Origin of the sequence: Kribbella sp. CA-253562, from assembly GCF_050942265.1 — a bacterium.
Classification (GTDB): domain Bacteria; phylum Actinomycetota; class Actinomycetes; order Propionibacteriales; family Kribbellaceae; genus Kribbella.
In genome coordinates this window covers 2,399,442-2,420,374 of record NZ_CP192049.1, presented here as the reverse complement: position 1 = coordinate 2,420,374, position 20,933 = coordinate 2,399,442, and the positions used below count along the sequence as shown (strand labels likewise).

At 64.6% G+C, this 20,933-nt stretch carries 16 protein-coding genes and 1 pseudogene; 5 read left to right on the top strand and 12 right to left on the bottom strand.

The genetic code is table 11. The features are described from left to right. The first annotated feature begins 716 nt into the window (after positions 1-716). From ACQPXM_RS11770 to ACQPXM_RS11755, 4 genes are all read left to right on the top strand, one after another. Positions 717-1,391, top strand: coding sequence for an anti-sigma factor (locus ACQPXM_RS11770; protein ID WP_432947750.1), 675 nt, complete (start codon positions 717-719; stop codon positions 1,389-1,391). A gap of 600 nt (positions 1,392-1,991) precedes the next feature. Next, positions 1,992-2,339, top strand: a complete 348-nt coding sequence (locus ACQPXM_RS11765) for a hypothetical protein (RefSeq protein WP_432947748.1) — start codon at positions 1,992-1,994, stop codon at positions 2,337-2,339. Positions 2,340-3,010: 671 nt separating this feature from the next. After that, positions 3,011-3,949: an alpha/beta fold hydrolase gene (locus tag ACQPXM_RS11760; protein WP_432947746.1), complete on the top strand. Its 939-nt coding sequence runs from the start codon at positions 3,011-3,013 to the stop codon at positions 3,947-3,949. Between the two features lie 559 nt (positions 3,950-4,508). After that, the gene (locus ACQPXM_RS11755) at positions 4,509-5,702 is read left to right on the top strand and encodes a glycosyltransferase (RefSeq protein WP_432947744.1); all 1,194 of its coding nucleotides are present in this window, start codon (positions 4,509-4,511) and stop codon (positions 5,700-5,702) included. Positions 5,703-5,941: 239 nt separating this feature from the next. On the opposite strand, the gene ACQPXM_RS11750 is transcribed toward ACQPXM_RS11755, so the two are convergent. Next, positions 5,942-8,539 (bottom strand): ATP-binding protein, encoded by a 2,598-nt coding sequence (locus tag ACQPXM_RS11750; RefSeq protein ID WP_432947742.1) that lies wholly within the window; start codon positions 8,537-8,539, stop codon positions 5,942-5,944. A 120-nt stretch (positions 8,540-8,659) separates the two neighbouring features. Between ACQPXM_RS11750 and ACQPXM_RS11745 the strand changes: the two genes are divergently transcribed. Next, positions 8,660-9,271 carry a TetR/AcrR family transcriptional regulator gene (locus tag ACQPXM_RS11745; RefSeq protein ID WP_432947740.1) on the top strand — a complete coding sequence of 204 codons (612 nt, stop codon included), beginning with the start codon at positions 8,660-8,662 and terminating at the stop codon, positions 9,269-9,271. Positions 9,272-9,674: 403 nt separating this feature from the next. On the opposite strand, the gene ACQPXM_RS11740 is transcribed toward ACQPXM_RS11745, so the two are convergent. The 11 genes and pseudogenes from ACQPXM_RS11740 to ACQPXM_RS11690 all read right to left on the bottom strand — a co-directional run bounded on the left by ACQPXM_RS11740 (position 9,675) and on the right by ACQPXM_RS11690 (position 20,917). Then, positions 9,675-10,283 (bottom strand): ATP-binding protein, encoded by a 609-nt coding sequence (locus ACQPXM_RS11740; protein ID WP_432947738.1) that lies wholly within the window; start codon positions 10,281-10,283, stop codon positions 9,675-9,677. 144 nt (positions 10,284-10,427) lie between these two features. Further along, positions 10,428-11,142: pseudogene (locus tag ACQPXM_RS11735) on the bottom strand (Mu transposase domain-containing protein); the annotation flags it as partial. A 482-nt stretch (positions 11,143-11,624) separates the two neighbouring features. Beyond that, positions 11,625-12,662: a hypothetical protein gene (locus ACQPXM_RS11730; RefSeq protein WP_432947736.1), complete on the bottom strand. Its 1,038-nt coding sequence runs from the start codon at positions 12,660-12,662 to the stop codon at positions 11,625-11,627. A 2,456-nt stretch (positions 12,663-15,118) separates the two neighbouring features. Beyond that, positions 15,119-15,736: a hypothetical protein gene (locus ACQPXM_RS11725; RefSeq protein WP_432947734.1), complete on the bottom strand. Its 618-nt coding sequence runs from the start codon at positions 15,734-15,736 to the stop codon at positions 15,119-15,121. Between the two features lie 367 nt (positions 15,737-16,103). Then, positions 16,104-16,916, bottom strand: a complete 813-nt coding sequence (locus tag ACQPXM_RS11720) for an AfsR/SARP family transcriptional regulator (RefSeq protein ID WP_432947732.1) — start codon at positions 16,914-16,916, stop codon at positions 16,104-16,106. Between the two features lie 86 nt (positions 16,917-17,002). Beyond that, positions 17,003-17,125 carry a hypothetical protein gene (locus tag ACQPXM_RS11715; RefSeq protein ID WP_432947730.1) on the bottom strand — a complete coding sequence of 41 codons (123 nt, stop codon included), beginning with the start codon at positions 17,123-17,125 and terminating at the stop codon, positions 17,003-17,005. An 11-nt stretch (positions 17,126-17,136) separates the two neighbouring features. Beyond that, complete coding sequence (locus ACQPXM_RS11710; RefSeq protein WP_432947729.1) at positions 17,137-17,691, bottom strand: hypothetical protein; 555 nt, start codon at positions 17,689-17,691, stop codon at positions 17,137-17,139. A gap of 782 nt (positions 17,692-18,473) precedes the next feature. Then, positions 18,474-19,028 (bottom strand): hypothetical protein, encoded by a 555-nt coding sequence (locus ACQPXM_RS11705; protein WP_432947727.1) that lies wholly within the window; start codon positions 19,026-19,028, stop codon positions 18,474-18,476. 78 nt (positions 19,029-19,106) lie between these two features. Next, entirely contained in the window at positions 19,107-19,787 is a 681-nt protein-coding gene (locus tag ACQPXM_RS11700; RefSeq protein ID WP_432947725.1) for a hypothetical protein, read from the bottom strand. Positions 19,788-19,796: 9 nt separating this feature from the next. Beyond that, entirely contained in the window at positions 19,797-20,039 is a 243-nt protein-coding gene (locus tag ACQPXM_RS11695; protein WP_432947723.1) for a Rieske (2Fe-2S) protein, read from the bottom strand. A gap of 269 nt (positions 20,040-20,308) precedes the next feature. Then, positions 20,309-20,917, bottom strand: a complete 609-nt coding sequence (locus ACQPXM_RS11690; protein ID WP_432947721.1) for a DUF6529 family protein — start codon at positions 20,915-20,917, stop codon at positions 20,309-20,311. Positions 20,918-20,933: the final 16 nt, after the last annotated feature.

Below are 20,933 nucleotides of genomic sequence, written 5' to 3'. Positions count from 1 at the left end.
GAGCGCGCGAGCTGGCCGGGCTGCGTCGGGAGATCGCGGAGCCGGAGCCCGACGTGAGCAGAGTTGGTGCCCTCTGCGTCAACGATGGACGGGACAGTACCCATCGCGCCACATCGGTGCGCCCAGAGGGACCCACCGGATGCCGCAAGCGATCGCGTACCGGCCGCGACCTATGCGTAGCCGCGGACCAGCGCGGGTGGGTGGAAGGTTCTCAGCGACAGCACCGTCGCCGCAACTGATGCGCGAAGTCGGACGCGACGGAAACGTTGCTGCGCGCAAAAACAAGAGGAGCGCCCGGGACGGTGGCGGGTACCGGAGCTCGTCAGACGCGATCAACAGCAAATAGGCATCATCTTCCACACCGATAAAGGCAACTATGCCGCCGGCAACTTGGACCCCAGACCGCAACATGCCAGACCACAACCCGGCTGCACGAACCGCCCGCTCCCACACACCGAGCATGACCTCGTCCTCGCCGACGTCGACGCCAGGTCCTCCTGCTGCCCCTGCCGGCCTTGGTTCGACGCCGGGCGAATCCCGCACCAGCGGAGCTGCCAACAACCAACAAACCCACGTCTCTACGGTTCGAGGGATTGCCGCGGTTCGTTCTGTCAATGAGAGCTTTGTCGGCGACACTCTGGTGATCCGTGCTCAGATGACAGGCGTAGTGCTGTGTGACACCCTGGAAAAGGTCGGACAGAAGGTAAAGATCTGTGATGGATGAGAAGCCCGATATGGGCAGCATGAACGGACAGGTTCCGCCTGTCGGCGGGATGACCGAGCCTGATCCATCCGGCATCGAGGAGTTGTTGCGCCGCTCGGAGGTCTGGGCAGCGGTACCCGCAGAACTCGAGCAGCGAGTGATGGCCGAAATCAGGGAGGCGTCGGATCATGATGTCCCTGAGGTCGAGGCCGGCAACGTCGTACCGCTACGGCGGCATTCGCGCGCCGGCCGGCTCCGATTCGGCGGACGAGTCGGACTGGTCGCTGCGGGCATAGTGGCCGTCGCGGCAGCCGGCATCGGCTTGACGGTCGCCGATCGCGATGAGACCCACACGGTTGCCTTGGCCGGGACTCCACTCGAGGACGGCGCCCGCGGACGAGTTGAACTGCGGGATACCGCTTCGGGGGTCGAGATCAGTCTCAGCACCACTGGTCTTCCTCCCGCGCCGGCAGGTAGTTATTACCAAGGCTGGGTCAAGGGCGCCCGAGGCTCGGTGCCGATCGGGACCTTTCACCTGCGCGATGGCGTGTCGGAGATCATCCTCTGGTCCGGGGTTGATTTGACCGACTATCCGACGATCAGCGTCACGCTCGAGTCCGAAAGCGATGGACCGGAGTCGTCCGGCCAGGTGATGCTATCGGGGCTGGTGCCGACCGAGTTTCGATGAGTTGCCTCATGGCTGGTCCCAGGCTCGTCAGGTCTGAAGGATGTCGAGCGAGCGAGACTGCGCTCGGCGCTGTTAGCAAGCCACAGATGCGGCTGTCACAGAGACACACGCGGCATACCCGATACGCGCGGAACTGGCAGCACGGAGAAGTCCCGGCGACGTTCTCTACCCACTCACGTGTCCGGCGGGTCGGACGAGATCATTGGCTCCGAAAGTATGCCTCCGAGTTCGGGGCCGAACACCTCGCATAGTCGGGTTGGTTCCGAGCACCTCAGCCACCGTGGCACCGTCTACGAGCGTCCGATGGAGGGAACGGGGCAGTGCTGGGCCTGAGAGATTGCAAGCACGTCGTGCCAGGGGCACGACTTCACGGAATGCTTGGTACAGCGGGCGGACGCAGGCGCAGGGGCCGGTACATCCGCCCGCTGGGATCGAAGTGTCGAGGATGCACGACGGCGCCTCGGCGTACACCCCGCATTACGCGGCTTCCGACCTGCCTGGATCACCGGGCGGCCCAAACCCTGCCGTTGACGCGATCCGCAGTCAGAGATCCTGCGTATCGCTCAATGACACGAAGTGCCGGCCAAGTGGAGGGGAGAGATGTCCAGCCAGATGAGTGGCGAGATCCTCGAAACGTTCACATGGCTGCAGACAGTCATCGCTGCAGACCCGATCCTCGCGGCGACTCAGTACAAGGTCATCGACCATGCGGGACAGCTCACGGTGCAGGTCATGGGATCTCACCGCGAGGCGAGGGCCTGGGGATCGGCCATCGGCGGAATCATCAGGCCCTCGCGGATTGACGCGCTAGGGGTGCGGCACAAACTCGTGGTCGGCAGGCACGTGATCGTGGACGTCGTCGAACATCTTCACGGTGCTGCCGATTGCTGGGTATCGAGCCGTGGTGACGGGCCCGACCGGATCGGTCTGTCGAGCAACGAGATGTGATGACCGCGTGGCAGCACCTGGCCTATAACGCAGGACAGAGCACGGCACGCCAGCAGTCTCGGGGCGACCTGTAACGCTACGTCTTGGTCGTGCGGGGCAATTCGCTGACTGACGAACCAGCCGGGGCCCAGGCTGCACGACGTCGAACAGCCCACCGACGAGCCTGACGAGCAGACCTGCACATAGCCTCAACCTACCGCGGCGGTCGGAGTGCACGTACCCGCCGCCGCGCCACAGCTCGAAAAGGTACGTCTCGGGCTTCCGCAGGCCGGTAAAGCGCCAGAGTCTGCGCGCCAGGTCAAAGTACGTGATAGAGGGCTCTGCGTCAGACTGGCCAGCCACGGGCCGGCCCTCGACATCGCCCAGGTCCTGCCAGGAAGGACAGAGCAACGCGGACCGCCGTAGGCGTGTTGTCCGGCGCGCTACACACTCGGGACCGACCGTAGGCAGACGTGCGGCACCAACGCCAGTAAGCATGATCCTTCATCAGTAAGTGGACCTGTTTCAGGCGGAACCCACGTCACAGCCTGGATCAGCCGACGCTCTTCGTGGTGGCGGCGCCTTCGTGAGAGTGAGAAGTCTTTGGTCCGGCAAGTCCGGGATTGTTGCTCCTCCGATCCCAAAGTCAGGGGCATCGCACTTCTCCACCTCCTGATTGAAAGGATCCGAAAGTGACCCGTCAGAATCCGGAAACGCCGAAGGTGCATCGCCGCACCGTGCTGCGCGCCGGGCTTGCGGCCCCAGCCGCGCTCGGCCTGGGCCCAATCGCCGCCCACGCGTCGGATCAGTCGGCCCAGATGCAGGTGTCCCAGTCGACGACGACTCTGCCGCCACAGTACTACCGCGAGGCGGGCGCGGGCCCGAACGTCATCATGACCCATGGCACGCTCATGAACCACACGATGTTCGATTCCCAGGTCGACGCGCTCGCGCCGAACTACCACGTGCTGTCCTACAACCTCCGGGGTTCGACTGACAATTACGGCCCCGGCTACACCTTGAACGATCTGGCGGACGACTGTAGCCAGGTCGCCTCTGAGTTCAACATGCAGAAGTTCGTCCTCGTGGGTATGTCGATGGGTGGCTTCATGGCGTTGAAGTTCGCGCTGAAGTACCCGAAGCGCCTCAAGGGCCTGGTCCTGATCGGCGCCAAGGCCCAGGCCTACACCCCCGAGGAAAAGGCGGCGTTCGGTCCGGCGTTCGACCCCCTCGACGTCGACGGACTACTGCCCCGTTCGTTCGGTGAGTTTTGCGTTCCGCTCGTGTGGGGACCGCGCCAGGCCGAGGAGCGCCCGCCGTTTGTGGAGGAGTGGCTCGACTATTGGGACACCCGTCCAGCACGCTCCGTGTATGGCGAGTACCGCTCCTGGATCGACAAGGAGGACCTGACGCACCGCCTCGGCGAGATACAGGTCCCCACCCTGGTGGTGCATGGTGCGCATGATGCGGTTCTTCCCGTGGAGACATGCGCAGTCCCCCTCGCCGAGGGCATTCCCAACGCGGAGTTGTGCGTCGTCGACGATGCCGGTCACACCTGCAACGTGGAGCACCCAGAGGTCGTCAACGACGCCATGCTCGACTTTCTCGGATCCTTGGAAGATCAGGACTGAGATAGCTCAACAGTCCTCCACATGACACCTCCGCAGTTGCCAGGAAGGGTCGCTGGTTCCACCTGCGATGTGGTGCCTGTGCCTGTGCCCCGCGGCGACGCACTCCTCGCAGCCTCGGCCGAGTGGACCACATCGACCTCGCTGTCGTTGGACTCGTCCCGCTAGATCCGCCCCGGATGGCCACGTGTCGGCCTTCTCCACAATCTTCACGCAGTCGCCGGGCGGCCGGCCAGTTCCTGGTCGCCGGCGACAATGCGCCCCGGATCCACACCGACACCTCACTGTGCCGAGTGGCCACGCAGTCCACCGTCCACAGCCACGTTGTGAGCCACCGGGGCGGCGCGAGATCATTCGTCGCGGATCATCGACGCGGCCATTCGGACGTGTGACTCACCTCGCACTCACGAGCACCTTGATCCGATCTTCTCGCTTCGGCGTATTCCTGACGAGACGCGTTTTTGAAGCATGTCCCTGACGTGTGAGCCCGTCACGTCCTGAAGGCGCGCGCGGAGCGGGGACCGCTGACCGTCCCTGCCCTGTGACCTCAAAGGAAACACCGATGCGAGTTCTCTTCACGGCCGGCCCGTTCTTCGGCCACGTCAATACCCTCCTGCCGCTCGCGCTGGCCGCCGCGCGCTCCGGCCACGAAGTTCGCTTCGCAACCGGCGCCGACTTTGCAGGCCACGTCTCCGAACGCGGTCTCACATGCTGGGAGGTCGGACCTACGGCAGACGAGGCTGGAATGCCCACTTCGTTGGCGTTCTTCCGGCACACGGGTCAGCAGCGTGCAGCGAACTTACTCACCTTCACTGATCGCTGGCGACCCGACCTCGTGATCTCGGAGGAGTTGGAGTTCGGCGGTGTCGTCGCTGCCGCCCGGAACGCGACGCCATTGCTTGTCCATGGTCTCGGCATCGACGCAGCCGGCGACGATGAGGCGTTCGCGTCAGAAGTGAATCGGCTCGGGGCGACCTTGGGCCTCCCTCACCTTCTTGACGTCTATCGAACTTCAACGCGCCTGTCTGTCTGTCCGCCGTCCCTGCGCCCGTCGAGACTGCGTGATCGGGAGCTCATGTCAGTGCGGCCCGCACTAGGCGAGCCCGCGCCGGGCGAACGGCTTCCCACGGCGCTGGCGAACCTCCCGTACGAAACGAGCATCCATCTCACTCTCGGAACCGTCTTCCACCAGCGCAGGCCGGGGCTGCTCGCAGAAGCAATCGCAGGTTTGCGCGAGCTCGCGGCCAACATCATCGTTACAGTCGGGCCCGGCGTTGACCCCGCGAGCTTCGGCCCGCAACCGCCGAACGTTGTGATCGAGCGGTACCTCCCCCACGCACTTGTGTTGCCCCACTGCATGTTGGTTGTCTCCCAGGGCGGAGCCGGAATCGTTCTAGGAGCGCTGGCGCATGGACTGCCACAACTGGTGATGCCACAGGGCGCCGACCAGTTCGACAATGGAGCAGCTGTACAGAAGGCAGGCGTTGGGCTTGTGATCGACAGCACTGAGCAGAGCTCACCCGCCATCACCAACGCCGTGGAGAGGCTGCTCCGTGAACCCGGGTTCGCCGTTGCAGCTCGTGCCGTGCGTGATGAGATCCAAGCGATGCCGACGCCGAGTGATGTCATCGGGTCGGTGACTGGGTCCGGTCGGAGTCCTGTCAGATCCGCCATCGTGCCGACCTCTGCAGGCGACCCGATTGAGCGCGAGCGGCTTCGAGTTACAGAGGCTGCCCGGCGCTCCGTTCAGCAGTAGCGTCCATCGGGATCTGCCACCCCGCTCCGAGTCAGCCACGACCACATCGCTGCCGGCGTTCGGAGGCGACTCATGCCAATCCGCAAGGTGCTCAAGTTAATGAAGACCTTTCGCGTCTGGAATGCCGTCCACAGTCGCACTAGGGCAACGCCACGCTGGCATCGTGGACATCTCGAGTCAAGGGCGGGAGCGATGCCTCGGCCCGATCGCTCTGCCCAGCAGATGACAAACGGAACCGGTCATCCAACCGAAACGATCGACGGGCCGCTCTGCTCAATTTGACTCCGCGCAACCGGCGTGGATCCGACAAGCAGGCCCAGTGCAGCCGCTCTGCTGACGGCATCCTTCCGACTTGCTGCGCCTAGTCGGTTGAGGATCGCGGAGACGTGGTGATCCACCGTCCGGACAGAGACAACGAGCTGCTTGGCAATCTCGGCATTCGTCAAGTCCTTTTCGAGGAGGTGCAGAACCTCGATGTGCCGACGCGTCAGACCATATCGGTTGCTGTCTGGACGCGTTCGAGAGCTACGAGGGATGCTCTCGACACCGAGCCGGCGCAGCTGGCGGCGAAGATCGTCCGCTGCGGCCTTAGCCCCGTTGGCATCGAGAACGTTCAGAGCCTGCACGGCCTGAGCCACCGAACCCGAGGTGGCTAGTTGAGCAGCCCGCTCGTACGGATCCAGACGTTCTGACCCACCGCCGCTCGCCGTGGCGGGCGACTCAACCATTGCACCGGCAAGTGAAAGATACCGATTTACTTCGGCAAAACTCGGGATCAGGCCGCGAGGAACGGCATACTGGGACAGTCGGTCGCCAATCTGCTGGGCGACGTCACGGCGTCCGGTTAGCCAAGTCCATTCTGCATAGGCGAGTCCGCTGTACAGGATGCCGACGAGCGATTGTTGCTGCCAGGCCCGTTGCCAAGCTACGGACAGCAAGTCATGCGCCGTTTGCAGGTTGCCCCGGCGTACCTGAATCCGTGCGTTGATCGGCATGCTGTAGACGGCGAGCATACCCGGCTGGCGAACGGAGTCCTCCAGCTCCTGCACGCGTCGGCGCGCATCGTCCCAGTCCCCGAGCCGCAAGCTCAGCTGTGCCTGATGCGTCTCCAAGCCGTAGAAATGTGACCAAAAGCCGTGTTCGTGAGTGAATCGGCGCCCTTCATCCAGGCACGTCTCAAGATCCTCGTAGAGATCGTGCCGGAACAGAACCTCCGCGAGGTTGGTGTATGCCCGCGCAGCAGACTCGTGATCGCCGCTTCCGAGAGCCGTGTTCAGTGCCTCGCGAAGGTAGGGCACCCCGCGTGAGTCGCCGAGGTCAGTCAGCGCTACGCCGAGGTAGTTGAGGCACAGCGAGACCAGGTCAGTACGTCCCGCCTGGGCGGCGATCTGCCGGGCTTGTGGAAGCATCGCGACCGCCTCATCGAGCTGCCCCGTCTGGACCAGCATCATGCCGCGGTAGGCCAACGTGACGGCTCGAACTGCCGGCGATCGCAGCGGCTCGGACAACTCCACGGCACGCTCTACAGTCGCAAGAGCGCCCGGCGTGTCGCCGAACATGTATTGATGCCGCGACAACCGCAGCAGCGTCTCGATCAACGGTGTCGCCTCCCCCACCTCTTCCCGGAGACCCACTGCCTGTTCGCCGACTTTGACGGCGTCGGTAAATCGATGGGCGATGTGAAGCTCCCAGGCATAGGCGTCGAGCAGCGGCGCCCGGTCGGCGACTGCCAGACGGTCGACGTACGGGACGACGGCCTCTAGGCAGGTCAGCGCCTGGCCGTGGGATCCGGCTCGGGCTGCTCGCCGTGCCGCTACTGGAGCGAATTTGAGGATGACGTCCGTGTCGGAAGCTTCTACCGCGTGATGCACAATTGCTGCAGGATCGGCGTCGGCGGCGGCGAGCAGCGCAGCAACCACAGCCCGGTTCATCGCTATCCTTCGAATCTGCGGGATGGCCTCCTCTATGACTCGGCGTGCGATCTCGTGCCTGAAGCGCACCGCCCCGGAGCGGATCTCCAAAACCCCGCGTTCCTCTGCCTCGGCCAGAGAATGGAATCGCTCACCGAGCAGCCGCTCCGCGAACGTCAGATCAACCGGCCACGGGACGACCGACATCTGCTCGACCGCATCGCGGCACCCAGGCGGTAGGTCCAGCACCCTCGTCAGGACTGCGTCGACGACCGTCAGCGGGGTAGCGGTCCCTTCAGGCCCGGCGAGCACCTCGGCGACGTAAAACGGGTTGCCCGCCGTTAGTGCGTGCACCCCGTCGGCATCCCGCCCGGATCCACACGCGAGCGAGCGGACGGCATCCAGCGACAACGGCTCGAGAGCGACGCGCTGCGCCGACGATCCAGTGATGGCACCCAGCAGCGCACGCAACGGCGGGCGCAGCTCACGACCGTCCGGCCTGAACGTGACGATGAGCAGCAGGTTCAGTCGGTCCAGCCGCCGCGCGATGTATCGAATGACGTCGATCGTGGCGTCGTCTGCCCAGTGCAGATCCTCCAGAACCAAGACGGTCGGCCGTGAGCCGCTCAGCTCGCCGACGGATTCGAGGAGCACCTTCCGCATGTCGCCACCATCGATCGCGTGATTCAGTGCGCCGTCGGTGGCACGAAAGGCTTCCCGCAGCGGACCGAGCGCCGGCGGCGCCAACAAGTCGTCACAACCACCCCAGAGCACCCTGATGTCAGCATCCAGCCGATCAACGAAGGCGCGAACTACGCTGGTCTTGCCCATGCCGGCCTCGCCGCTGAGCACAACGACCGAACTGCAGCCGGTCCTCAGTTTCCTGACGGCATCCAGCATGCGGTCGATCACAGCTTCGCGCTCCAAGAGCGCCGCACTCGTTGGCAAGATTCGAGCCTTTAGTCTTTAATGTTACTATGCGAGTAATGACTACACCCATGGTCACCTGAAATGGCGTCACCCGTCAAGCGGACATACTCATCGACCTTGCGAGCCGAGCAAGCACGCCGGACGAAGCAGACGATCGTCGCCACAGCGGCGCGGCTCTTCGTCGAGCGAGGCTGGGGGCAGGCCACGATCGACGCGGTCGCCGAGGAGGCAGGCGTGAGCCGCAAGACCGTTTTCACCTCTGCCGGCGGCAAGGTCGACCTACTCAAACTGGCGCTCGACTGGTCTCTGGTCGGAGATGACGAACCAGTCCCGCTCGCCGAGCGTCCAGAAGTAGCAACGCTGATGCGACAGTCCGACGCGCATCTATTTCTGGCGGGCTGGGCCAGAATCCTCACCGATATCAACGAGCGTGTCGCCGCGCTGCACCTGGTGCTCATTTCCGCCGCCGGGGTGGACCCGGCAGCACGCGCTCTGCTCGACGACTGGGAGAGTCAGCGATGGAGCTTCGTCGCAGGCTCGGTCCTCCCGCATCTCCAACGCATGGGCGCGCTCCGCGCTGGGTTGTCGCCGGACCAGGCGATCGACCTCATATGGCTGCACGGAGACCCGGTAGTCTACGCGCGGCTTGTCCTCGAGCGGCGCTGGGCACCCGAGCAGTTTGAACACTGGATTCAGGATGCCCTGGTGCGCCAGCTACTGGCGCCGTGATTGGACGCAGGACTGTTGCGTTTGCGGGAACAGGGTCTTGCGAGTCCGCCCAGCAGGACAGCCGTCCGGGTCGCGATCCGGTTGTCATCGCCTGCCTGGGCCCGTAACCGATGATCACCTGGTCGATCGCCGCGGAATCGATGGACGGCCGGGCACCATCGACCAGACCGTATGCGCCGAGTGTGCAGCCTCAAGGACCAGCAGAACACGCAGACGGCGGGTACGTCGTCCTCGCACCGTCGACCACGGCGGCAACGGTGCCGACTGCCCGCTGTGCAGGTTTCTGGCCAAGCACGGGGTCCCGACCGACCTCAGGCAGCTAGAGACGACCACTGCTCTGCTTGGCCGTCCACCACGTGCCTACGAAACGCATGTTTCGGAGATGGCACAGCGGTGGGCCTGACTAACTCCGAATCAGGATGTGCCGCCGATGCGGCTCTGACCGACTTCCTTGCGGTTCGGGAGCAGATGGAGTGATGAACGACGTGGACAGCTGGCAGAGACCCGCCGCCGTACGTGTGTCAACGGCGGCCGACAATGGACCCCAATGGTTGAAGGTTGCCCCCTTGGTGGTCATGGTTCTTCGGTTGACGAGACTGGGACGCGGCCCAGGTCGCGGTCCTTGAGTCGGTAGGGAGTCGCCTTTGAGGGCGACGTCTTCGGCGTGGGGGACGAGGCGGTCGATCATGGCGGCGACGACAACGTCGCCGAAGACTTCTCCCCAGCGGCCGAAGGGCTTGTTGCTGGCGACGATGAGGCTGGCGAGCGCAGATGGCCAGGTGGGTCTTGCCGGGCAGGGTGGTCCGAGGAAGACCACGTTCTCTTTGCTGCGACGAAGTCCAGGGTGCCCAGGTGCGCCATTAGGTCGCGTTTGAGGCCCCGGGCGTGGTCGAAGTCGAACTCCTCCAGGCTTTTGCTGGGCGGGGAACCGGCGGCGCGATGTGGCCCTCGCCGCCGTGAGATTCGCGCGCGGAGACCTCGCGTTGCAGGCAGGCGCCCAGGAGTTCCTCATGGGGTCCAGGATCCGGGGCGGGCGCGTTCGGCCAGGCGCTGGACTGCGTCTCACAGGGTGGGTGCCTTGAGTGCGCGGGTGAGGAAGGTGACCTCGGCGGTCAGGTCTCGGCTGATCGAGGGTGCCGCGGCAGCTTTGCGGTCGTCATGATGCGAATCCGCTCCCGGTGCCAAGGTCGATGCCCAAGCCGGTCGTAGTCGGTCAGTGGCCGCTGCTCGACGGTGATCTCGGTGTCGGGTTCGCTCACCGGGCGCAGGACGCCGACGCGCGCGGCGCCCCCTGGCGGGCTCCAGGTGGTCGGGTCGGTGATGGTCTTGGTGCCAGGCCCATGCTCGCGCTGGTCGGCGGCGATCTTCCCGTCGCAGAACACACGGAACCCGGTCGAGGTCGGCGACGACCTCGATCCGGCGACCGATCACCGCGGGATGGTCGAAGTAGTCGGGGCGTCCAGCCGCACGTAGTGGTCGCGCGCCAGCCGCGTCGACGGCCGCCACCCGGTGGCGGGGGCGACCGGCGGCGGCCGATCGCGCCCTCGTCGTCCCCCTGACCGCGTCCGGGAGACCGACCCCAATGCTTGGATCAGCCGCCGCCACCCGGCGAACAGGTCGTGCGCATGGCGGGTCGGGAATCAGCAGCGCGGACAGCCAACGGTAGTAGCTGATCACCTTCGTCAGCACCGGCAGCCGCGCCGAAGCGAGGATCTGCCCGAACCCGACCGGCAGCCGGATCGGTGGGAAACCACAGGATCGACCTGCGCGATCACTCCGGCTGCATAGCTGGTCCGGCTCGTCGGATCCACAGGCAAGTAAGCCGGACGCAGCTCACGGACCCGCTCCTTGAACACGGTCATGCCACGGGTCATCGCTTCCTCGAACGGATGCGGCGAGCCGGCGTTGCACCGATGTGGTCTTGTGGAGCCAAGGCGTTATCGAGTACGACGTGCGCCAAGGTTGGCGGTGATTTGTCGATGTCTGCGGAATCTTGTGGAACTCGAATCTTGCGGTGTCGCGCGAGCAGCGAGCCGATGCCTTTGTCGCTGGCCAGATCCAGCATGGCGTCGGCAGCAGGTGCCAGCCCGCTGTATCAGGGCTGGCTCAGACCAGCATGCCGAGCAATATCGCCAAGTCCGGCGTGGTCCGGTCCAAGGCCTGAACCCGGGACATCTCTGTCCACGCACAACACCGCTGCCACTCCGGCGGGCCGAGGTACAAACCGACCCGGCCGGCGGCCTGGCGGCCAGCGGCGATGCGCCGGAGAACGCATCAATCCGTCTGTCGGCCGTCACGCGTGCGGCTGGTGACGCATCTCCCGAGCACCGCAGGAACCTCACACCGTCTCCACTCAGCTCGTCGGAGCAGACCTGGATTGCGCCTCGGAGAACTCCTGCATTTCCGCGAAGTGCGCTTTACCCCACCGCGCAACCAGGGACTCAAGCTCCGGTTCTATGACTCGGTCGGCGAGAACGCCTCCCAGTGAGCTGGCGATCTCCCCACGGCCTGCCGCAAGCACCTCATAGGCACCGAGACGATCGCCGAGCCGGTCAAGGACTCTGGCCTCGGCCCGCACGGTCTGCAGAAGAAGCAGAGGGCGCGCAGTCTTCATCGCGTGGCGTCGCGCGTCTCGCGCGGCAGTGAGTGCAGCTGTCAGGTCATCACCCTCCAACCACCGCTGGACCCTGAGCAGTTCGACCTCGGCTATCCGGGCTGGGTCGCCGGCTTCGGCTGCGGCCGCTAGGGCAGCGGCCTCCAGGACCGGCACCAAATCCTCGCGACCTTCGGATTGCGCCCCTGACAAGGTGTCGACCAGGGCGGCCACCACGTCCCCGACATCGACGCTCGGTATCTCACGTCTCACGATCGTCTCGAGCGGTTGTAAGAGCCCCTCCGGCAGATCTGGGTCCATCATCGGGTCGCCATACGAGTGGAGAGCAACTGCGCATTCAGCTGGGCTGATCGCCATCTCAAGGAGATGCAAGGCGCCGTGAGTGTCACCCACCGCCAATCTGGCCTCGGCGAGGCGCACACCGGCCGCAATCAGCGCGTCGGATGTTCTTTCCGCTGCTCCGCCGGCGAGTCGTTTGAGCCGCTGCGATGCGCCGTCCGAGTCGCCGAGTAGATGGCAGATCGCGGCGCTCAGTTTCCACGCCGCCGCAGCTTCGGAGCCCGCTCTGACAACGAGCGAGCCGGCCAACTGATCCAGCAGGTCGCGCGCGCTACGCAAGTCACCGCAGACGACATGGATAGCGACAAGGTCATACAGCACCTCGGGATCGGCCGGCCGCGAACCCTGATCCAACTCACGCTCGCCGTGCGCTATCCGCTGGTATCGCGGATGTTCGGACGAACGAGGTGTGGCAGATACCTGGTTCAGCCGCAACATCTAACCTCCATCGTGCCGGCGAGCCCGTCGAGTCCGGAGACGCCAGCATCAGGCACTGCGCGTCAGACCGCCAGCAGGTGAGCCGAGTCCATCCGAGGCCTGCCCATTTGGCGTCAGACGTGGCCCGATCAGTCTCCCGTCGACAACGATCAGTGCACGCGAAAGCCCCACTGTTCGGGCCGATCGGGCAGTCCTGATCGCCGACGCGCTGACCTCACCAGTTCTTACCACACGACATGGCGTCAAGTGAGAGCCGGGAACGACGGGGCCTGAGCCGTGCTCGCTTCGAGCTGCCCAGGTGACCAATGCACTACCGGCCGCTCCCGACCCACAAACGATCAGGGTCGGCTGCTGGGACAGCCGGCGGGGGTGGCGTTTTCTCCTGTCGGCGATTCCTCTGTCACGTCTCGACCCCGACCTATGCGTCTCCGCATCGTGCACGGGGTCAGGTATCAATGCGCGTGAGCCGCAGTACGTCGAACAGCGCGTCGTCCGCCATCGGGGCACGATTGAAGGCGGCGCAGCGACTGCCCGCAATCCGACCGGATGCCTGGCGCCGATGCCTCATCCGGCGGTACCGCGAGGCCTGACCAAGGTCGGGAGCCCAGGTGGCGCGCTCGCCCAGCCAGCCATCTTGAGAACACGCGGCGGTGTTTGGCCGATCTGATCACACCGCCGGTCAGTGACCCACAATTGCACAGGGCCTGTGCGGAATAGATCGTTGCCACAGCCGCGCACGTCCGTCGCGACGGTGATCCAACCAGAGCTACGGCACTGCTGTGCTTGTGTGCCGCGAGCCTGCTGCGCAGATCTCCAACGGGCTTGGCTGTCAGCCGTGCGCTGAGTACCGAGCAGGTTGAAACCCACAGCCGAGTCGGTTCGAGGTCTTTCCGGCCTTGCAATCGCAGGCAAGGCGGCTGCCTGCTGCCCCTCGTTAGCGAACTTTCACCGGGTCCTTCGCGGCCCATGGCTCGAACACAGCCCGCGCCGTGTCGTCGCCCAACAGGTCAGCGACCGTCATGAGGCCCCCTAGCAAGCGAACGGAATGCCTCCGACGGTCGCCGAGTCGATCGCTGACTCGAGCTCCTGCAAGCACCACGGGGACGTACGTCGTCGGCGCGACCGAGGTCAATGCCGGGCGACGTACATCATCAGCAAAGCGACCGTGCGGTGTTGAGATCTCCTCGGTCGATGACCGCGGCAGCCGCTAGCAGATCAAGCTCGGCAGGTGAACCTGCAGCTCCGAACTCTTCGGCCGCGTCCGGGGCTGCCACTTCCACCGAATGCAGCTGTCGTAAGGATGCCTTCTGTGCGACCACGAGCGCCCGCGTCCAAGCGCCGCCCGGTCGGCGGCATCAAGGCCCGTCCCCCGGGCTCTGCTGCAGAGGTCTGAGCGGCGCTGGAAGCATCGCGGAACGCTGCTTGAGCCTCGGCGAGCCTGACTCGCGCGGCTGCCCGAATGCTGCCTTCCTTGCGGCAAGCTCAAGTCCGGCGCGCCCGCTCCACAGCCCGCTGTCTCGTCGCCGACGACGCGGGCCGACCCCGTTCCGAGGTCGGTAGGCCTTCGCTGCCTCGACAGCCTGGCTCTCCAGGCGCTCCCTGGTCTCGTGCGCGGCTCGAGCCCGCGGGCCGGCGTGCCCCTGCGCCCAGGCCTGTAGATCGCCATCTGCGTGTCGTGCGCGGCCGGCTGAGCATCGATCTCGTCGGCTGCGCAGCGGCGCCTGCTCGGCCTAGCCTCGATCTCCATAGCCGATCGCAGCTCAACATTGTTCTGTGCACTCGCGGCTCCGTACCGGTCCAGGCGAGTTCCAGGTTGATCGTGGATTCCTGCACCTGGATCCCGTTCGCTGAGTCGCACCGATCTCGTCGCCTTGCAGCCGTCCCATCAGTGAATGGTCCTCTTCCCGCCGCTGGGCGAGTACGTATTGCCGAGGCTGAGCTGGGTCGAGAACTTCGCTGCACTGGCACCGGTTGTGAGCATTGTCCGCGACAACGTGGCTTGGGCGACGGTCACAGTGGACCGGTCGAACACATGGCTGGTTGCCGGCTCTTGGCTGGTGAATATGTTCCGCAATCCGCAGTGGGCTTGGGAACGCGGCGCGCATCCGGGCCGGGAACCATCCCGGCCCGGATGGGCTGCAAGTAGAGCACCACATTCATCGACACAAATAGCGGGTTCATCGGCTCGTGGATGGGTCGCCCGGTCGAGGACTTGGCACACTTCGCAGCGAAGTGCGTGTCGTGGCCGGTAGTATCCGACTTTGGTCTGCCACGTCATGATCGCATAGCGGCGGATCTTGCCGCCGCTGATCTGGATCCGGATGTTCCTGTCCAGACATGCACTTGACTGGGCTCGTCAGGTGATCGCATGATTGCGCCTCGGGCTGGTGTCGATCAGTAATTCGCGACCCGGAAAACCGTCTCAGCACCGCCGCCCGAATCTCGATGGCCGACCCCTAACACGCCTTTGGCGTGTTCAACGCGGACCAGCTACCGGTCCAGTCGTCTTGAGAGATAGTGCCGCAGTCAGCCAAGTTGAACGTTTGGCGCTTTGCGACATCATAGTTTCCTGGCTCGATCGTCCTTAAAGAGATGGAAGGCCACTCACCGGCCGGGGGCACCGTCGTGCTGCTTTGCGTCATGACCTTGCCGACATTGTGCAACCGACTGTAGTACTCGTTTCGCAAAGCGATCTCCCAATGCCACATCTGCCGCGGCTCCGTGGCATCGCAGGACCGCTGGACCACGGCACCGTCGTCGCCGGCCTGAAGGCAAAGCTTGGTGTACAAATTGATGAGCTGATTTCCTGAGTAAGATCCGCTAACGGTCGGCCTATACACCCATCGGTTGTTGAAGTCGTGATCACGGTTGTAGTGGATCTGCGCAGGCACACCACTGACAGGCAATCCTTCCACTCCCCCGACGTTGAGGACCCATCCGCCTCCCCAATCAGTCTTGAACTTGAAAATCTTGTAGGTCACCGGCACTGCATGTGCCTGGGTGGTGATAGCAGCTGGGACGACGGCGGCGAGAGCTACGCCGATCGTCAGGAGACTTTTGAAGAGTTTTCTCATGCTGCGAGGCTATTGCGGAGCGCAGCGATATTGGTATGGGGGAATCCCTCATATCGCCCCCTCACACATGAAAGAGGATTCCAAAATCGCCGCGCTCGCCAGGGAAGAGCATGTCGGTCCTGCGGCCGAGCGGGAGACGAACGAGGGTCATCACGGCTTTGGTCACGCTTTGTGGGCTGTTGGCCACGGTCCGGAAAATAGGTCGCGGCTGCGGCGGTCGGGTTGACTCACACCGACAGACAATCATGAAGGGGACCCGTCAACCCGACCTTGCCCCCGACGTGCAATCCATGACCGTCCAGGCTCCGCTGGCGAGACCTCAGGGTTTGAGCAGCGCGGGCTGAGGCGCGCGTCGGGAGGTCAGTGCTCACCTGGTCGTAGATCCTTCGCCGTCGGATGAATCACGTGCGACACCGAGTTCGTCGAGCATCTGGTCGTACTGCTGCTTGCTGAGCGTGGCGGCAGCAAGATTTCCGGTCAGCTCATGGCTTGCAGACAACAAACGCCACGCCTGATCCCGGTACGGATCCAGGCGAACAGAGATCTCCGCGGCATCGATTGCCGCCTGAGGATTACCCTGATTGAGTTCGATCGCCGCGAGTTCCGTCGCCGCCCGGGCTGCGTCTCCGCGCAGCAGCTCCCGATCCGCGACAACCCATTCAGCCGGCCCGTCCTCTGGGAGCAAGTCACCTCCATACGCGGCGAGCACCGACCGCAGGGCGCGTCGTTGCGCGTCGACGTGCTGGTGTTTGGCTTTGCGCCACCTGACCACAGCCGAGCGGAATTCCGCCACGTCTGAGCGACTTCCCGGCCCGAGCGCAAGGCGGTACGCGGCGCCATCACGTAGCAGCAATCGGTGCTGGCCACGTTCTGCGGATGGCTCTAGCAGCCTTCGAGCAGCGGATGCGGCTACCTGCAGGTTACGACGGGCCGAGGCACGAGGCATTCCCAGCCACAGCGCCTCGACGAGGTAATCCTCATGCACAGAATCTCCTGCCCGGCTGGCGAGCAGACGTAGAAATGTCCGAGCCTTGGGACGGATAGCGGACAGGTTGGCAGGTTCGCCGTCGATAGCGATCCGGAAACCACCTAGGCAGCGCACGTCGATAACCGGCGCCTGGATATCCGGCCGCACGACAGAGATGAGTCGATTGTCCTCAGTAATGCGTTGCAAACTCATTCGTACCGTGCCCAGCCGACGTTCGTTGCCGATATCATGCGCCTCTGAAAGGTTGAGTTGACTGGCGGCAGGCTCACCATTGTTATTCAGAAGGCGACGAACGTCTTGATCTCGATCGGCTCGAACGTAGGCAGCCAGCCCCAGCGCAGCGTGCCCACTGTTCTCGGGTAGCTTTGCTGGTCGGGCGCGACAAAGCCGGCTGTCGTCATCTCCCGGGCGCTCACGCAGCATCGCGATGAGAGCCCTTCATAGCAGCGTGACAGTGGAGGGCGCCCCTCAGCCCATCCGCCGGAATGCTGAAGGACTGCCGTTCCCCAGCTTCAGGAAGTACCGTAGCGCTATCACTGGGATCCAGCAGGGCGTCGCAGAAGCGCGCGTCGAACCGATACACCGCGCTCGTATGAACCATGAACTCGGACACCGTGGGCGGAAGTCGGCCGAGCACCGTCGCCGGCGTCAGCGGCTTGCCACAGCAGTCGTCGAACAGCGCTGCGACTTCCCCCGGCTGAACCCGCAAGTCAGGCTCATCGGGTTTGGTTGCATTCGCCACCAGGGATCGCCGCGCGGCAGCCTGCTCGAATCTCGAGATCAGCGCTTTGTGGCTGGCCGTCGGGAGAGGTTCGATCGTGTACCTCGCACCAACCGCAATCCGCACAGCGGTGGTGAGAGTGGCAATGGAAGAAGTCGACAGAAGACCATACTCATGCGCCTGTAGCCAAGCGACCGTTGCACCTTGGCGACTTCGTCGTACGTAGCCGACGTGCTGGGCGGCCATGGCCGAGTTACCTGAGCCCTAACGAGTTGGCAAGCACGATCTTGCCGCGGCTCAGTGCCACAATCAGATACTGTCTTGGTAGCTCGGTCGGGCGTGTCGCGCTCAACCTAGGCCGCAGAGTCCGTGTCGATGCCAGCCCAGCGCAGGCGGTCGGTGAAGCTTCGTTCTCCGGAGCGGGCGCAGACATGTCCACGGTGCTACCTCACCTCGATGTGTTCCGACTGCTGATCCGTTGTCATGCGTAGTCAAATACGCAAGGCGATGAGGGGTCAGTTCATCAGGGGGACCGATGGTCGCTGGGCCTGGTGTCTTGGGGTCAGCGGAGCTGGAGCGGGAACCTGCCCCGACAAAACGACCGGCCGGACGAGCCCCGGACCCGCACCTCCGGAATGCGATGCCGCCGCGTTAACCGGATAGGCAGCCAGATCCACACCCGGCCACAGCGCGATCTTCACGACACCATCACGCAGATGGAACGTACCGACCGCGACGGTCCCCCTTTTACCACCGCCTGGTCACACTGCCGACCAGAGCCCGCGACCACAACCGTCACCGGCCACCAAACCACGACCGAAAGGATCTACCCGCTCGGCGAGCGAGCTGGCCGCCGACGGTGATCCAGCGCGGTGCCGTAGCCACTGCACTGCCACTCCGTCGAGGCCGGCTCCGGTCCATCTGCAACCGACGGCTTACAAGCCAGTCCGCCGGCCACATGCCACCAGAAGTCGAGGGATATGGCGAGGGCGAAATAATCGGTTGGCCGCCCGCGTCGGTGCCGCGCGTCAGTTCTTCTTGATCACCGGCCTGCCATCGGGGCGGATTGCGGACCAAAGGCCCGAGACACCTTCGCCTTTCGTATCGGAACGCGATTGGTCACCTGCAAACCGGTACAGCGGCCAACCGCCAAGGGTGACCTGAACGTACCCGTCGTTCCGCACCACCGACCCAACCAACTTTGGGTCGATGCCCGTCACCTGAGGCTTGGTGCCGTCGGTGACGGCCGGCGGCCAGGCTGCCACACAGTCGAAGTAGCACGTGGACTCAGAGGGGTCGCCGCTGTCCTTCTCGAACCGGTACGCCGTCCAGCCGTTGATGGTGACAACTTCAACCCGTGTCCCGTCGACCACCGCCGAAGATACGCCCAGCTTGATCGGAGCCGGCGTGACCTGAACGTGGTTGGCGGAGGACGCCGACACCGTAGGTCGCACAAGCGGAACCGTTGACGTTCCCGACGTGTCAACGGTCGGCGACACCGTCCGGTCGGTGATTCCCTGCGAGCCCCCGCACCCGGCCGCCGCTACTACCGCGGCGCCGATCAGCGCGGTCAGCGACAGCATTCGCATTACGTCACGACCAGCCGACTGCTTCTTCTTTGGCTCCGCCGGCCACTTGAGGTCCCCGGTTCGCCCGAGCCGTCATCCTACGACCTTCTTGCCATCCGGTCCGATCGCGTACCAGGTGCCCTTCAAACCCTGACCACTCACCTCTCCGGGAGCTTGGTCCTGGTCGTAGCGGTACAACGGCCAGCCACCCAGCGTCGCCTGCCGGGTGCCGTCCGGCCTCCGGGTCGCACCCAGCAATTGCGGGTCAACACCGGTTCCGGCGGATGGCGCCACCTGACCATCGGGCAGGTACACCGGCTGCCACTGGGCCACGCACTTCGCACTCAGGCAAACCGATCGCGGTGGGTCGGTCTTGTCTAGCACCGACAAGTACAGCGTCTTGCCGTTGGCATCTACAGCGGTCTTCCCCAGCCGGGTAACCCCGACCTCCACCACCACACGATCGGCGTCCGGTTCAGGGTTTTCGGCAACCGACGGCTCACCAGTCGGTGGAGTGTTGGAAGCATCCGCCTCCTCCCCCACAGGCGCGGGTGTTTCAACACCGTCCGCCCCTCCGGGAGTTTGCTCCCCGGCCGGCGGCGCCGACTGCTCGGTCCCCGGCTCCGCCGGTGTGGCTGGAACGGTCTGCACCGCGGCCGGGGCACTCGCCGCCGGTTCGGTGACGACCTCACCGACCACCGGACTGAAGGCGGTGATCGCCGCCGTTGCGCCGACGAGCCAAATCGTGGTCGGCAGACTCTTCAAAATCGACATGACCCCCGCCTACGCCTGGAAGATCGCGCCGTCGCGCACTTCGACCGCGACGGCCGGGAGTGGCTTTTTGGCCGGTCCACCGACCGGATCGCCGCTGGTGATGTCGAACTTGCTGCCATGGCACTTGCAGTTGATCGTGCCGTCGGCAACTGACGAAACCAGGCATCCCTGATGGGTGCATACAGCAGAGAAGGCGTGCGTCTCTCCACCGGCGTCACGAGTAAGCACCATCTTCTGGTCGTTCAGTACCACGCCGCCCCCTGCAGGGAGATCCGCTACCTGCGCCAACGGCTCAGCACCCGGCTCCGGCGCTGGGCTCTCGCCCGGCTGGGGTGCATTGGTGCTCGCCGGGGGCTCCGCGGCCGGCTGCGTCGCGGGTGGCTGTGCGGGCTGCTGCACGGTCCTTTCGACCACACAGCCGCTGAGCACGACTCCAGCCGCCAGTGTTCCACCGGTCAACAGAACTGCTCTACGGTCTAGATGAGTGCTGTTCATCTTGATCATTGACTCCTCGAGTTGCATCAGCGCAGCGGGACGCCGGGCTGAGTGAAGTACCAGAGCGACGCAGTAGCCCACGCGCCGACCAGCAATGCGAAAAGCAGGCCTCCGGCGATGGGCAGAGCCCAGCCCGGCAGCCTCTTGGTACGAAGGGCAAGCATCTTGCTGGCGAATGCACCGTAGAAGGCGCATCCGAAAATCGAGTGCCACAACGACCTGGCGTCGAAGGTGCTGAAACCCAGGCTCCACAGGCAGTGATAGGCCACGGGCAACGTCAGCACAAAGGCAAGAGCCCCACTCCAGCGATGCGCCAGGCCAAGCCAGACCGGGGCCTTGCGCTCAGTGGGCAGCTTCCCCCACATCCAGCTCGCCGAGACGACCTGGAACACGCCGAGCAGCACGCCGAAGGTCGCCAGCCACGCTTTCATCGGCCCCATCTCGGTGAATCCGATGACGAGGGCCAGCGGCCTACCGGTAGGTGTATGCGACCGGCCATACGTACCGAGCGCCACCGCCACCAGACCACCGGCGAGACCTAGCCATGCAACCCTGCCGAGCGCCGGCCGAGCCTTTTGATGGCTGCCGGTCCGCCGATGCAAAACCTCTGTGTCAGTCGAGTCTGCGTCGTCCATGTTGATCCGTCCGTCA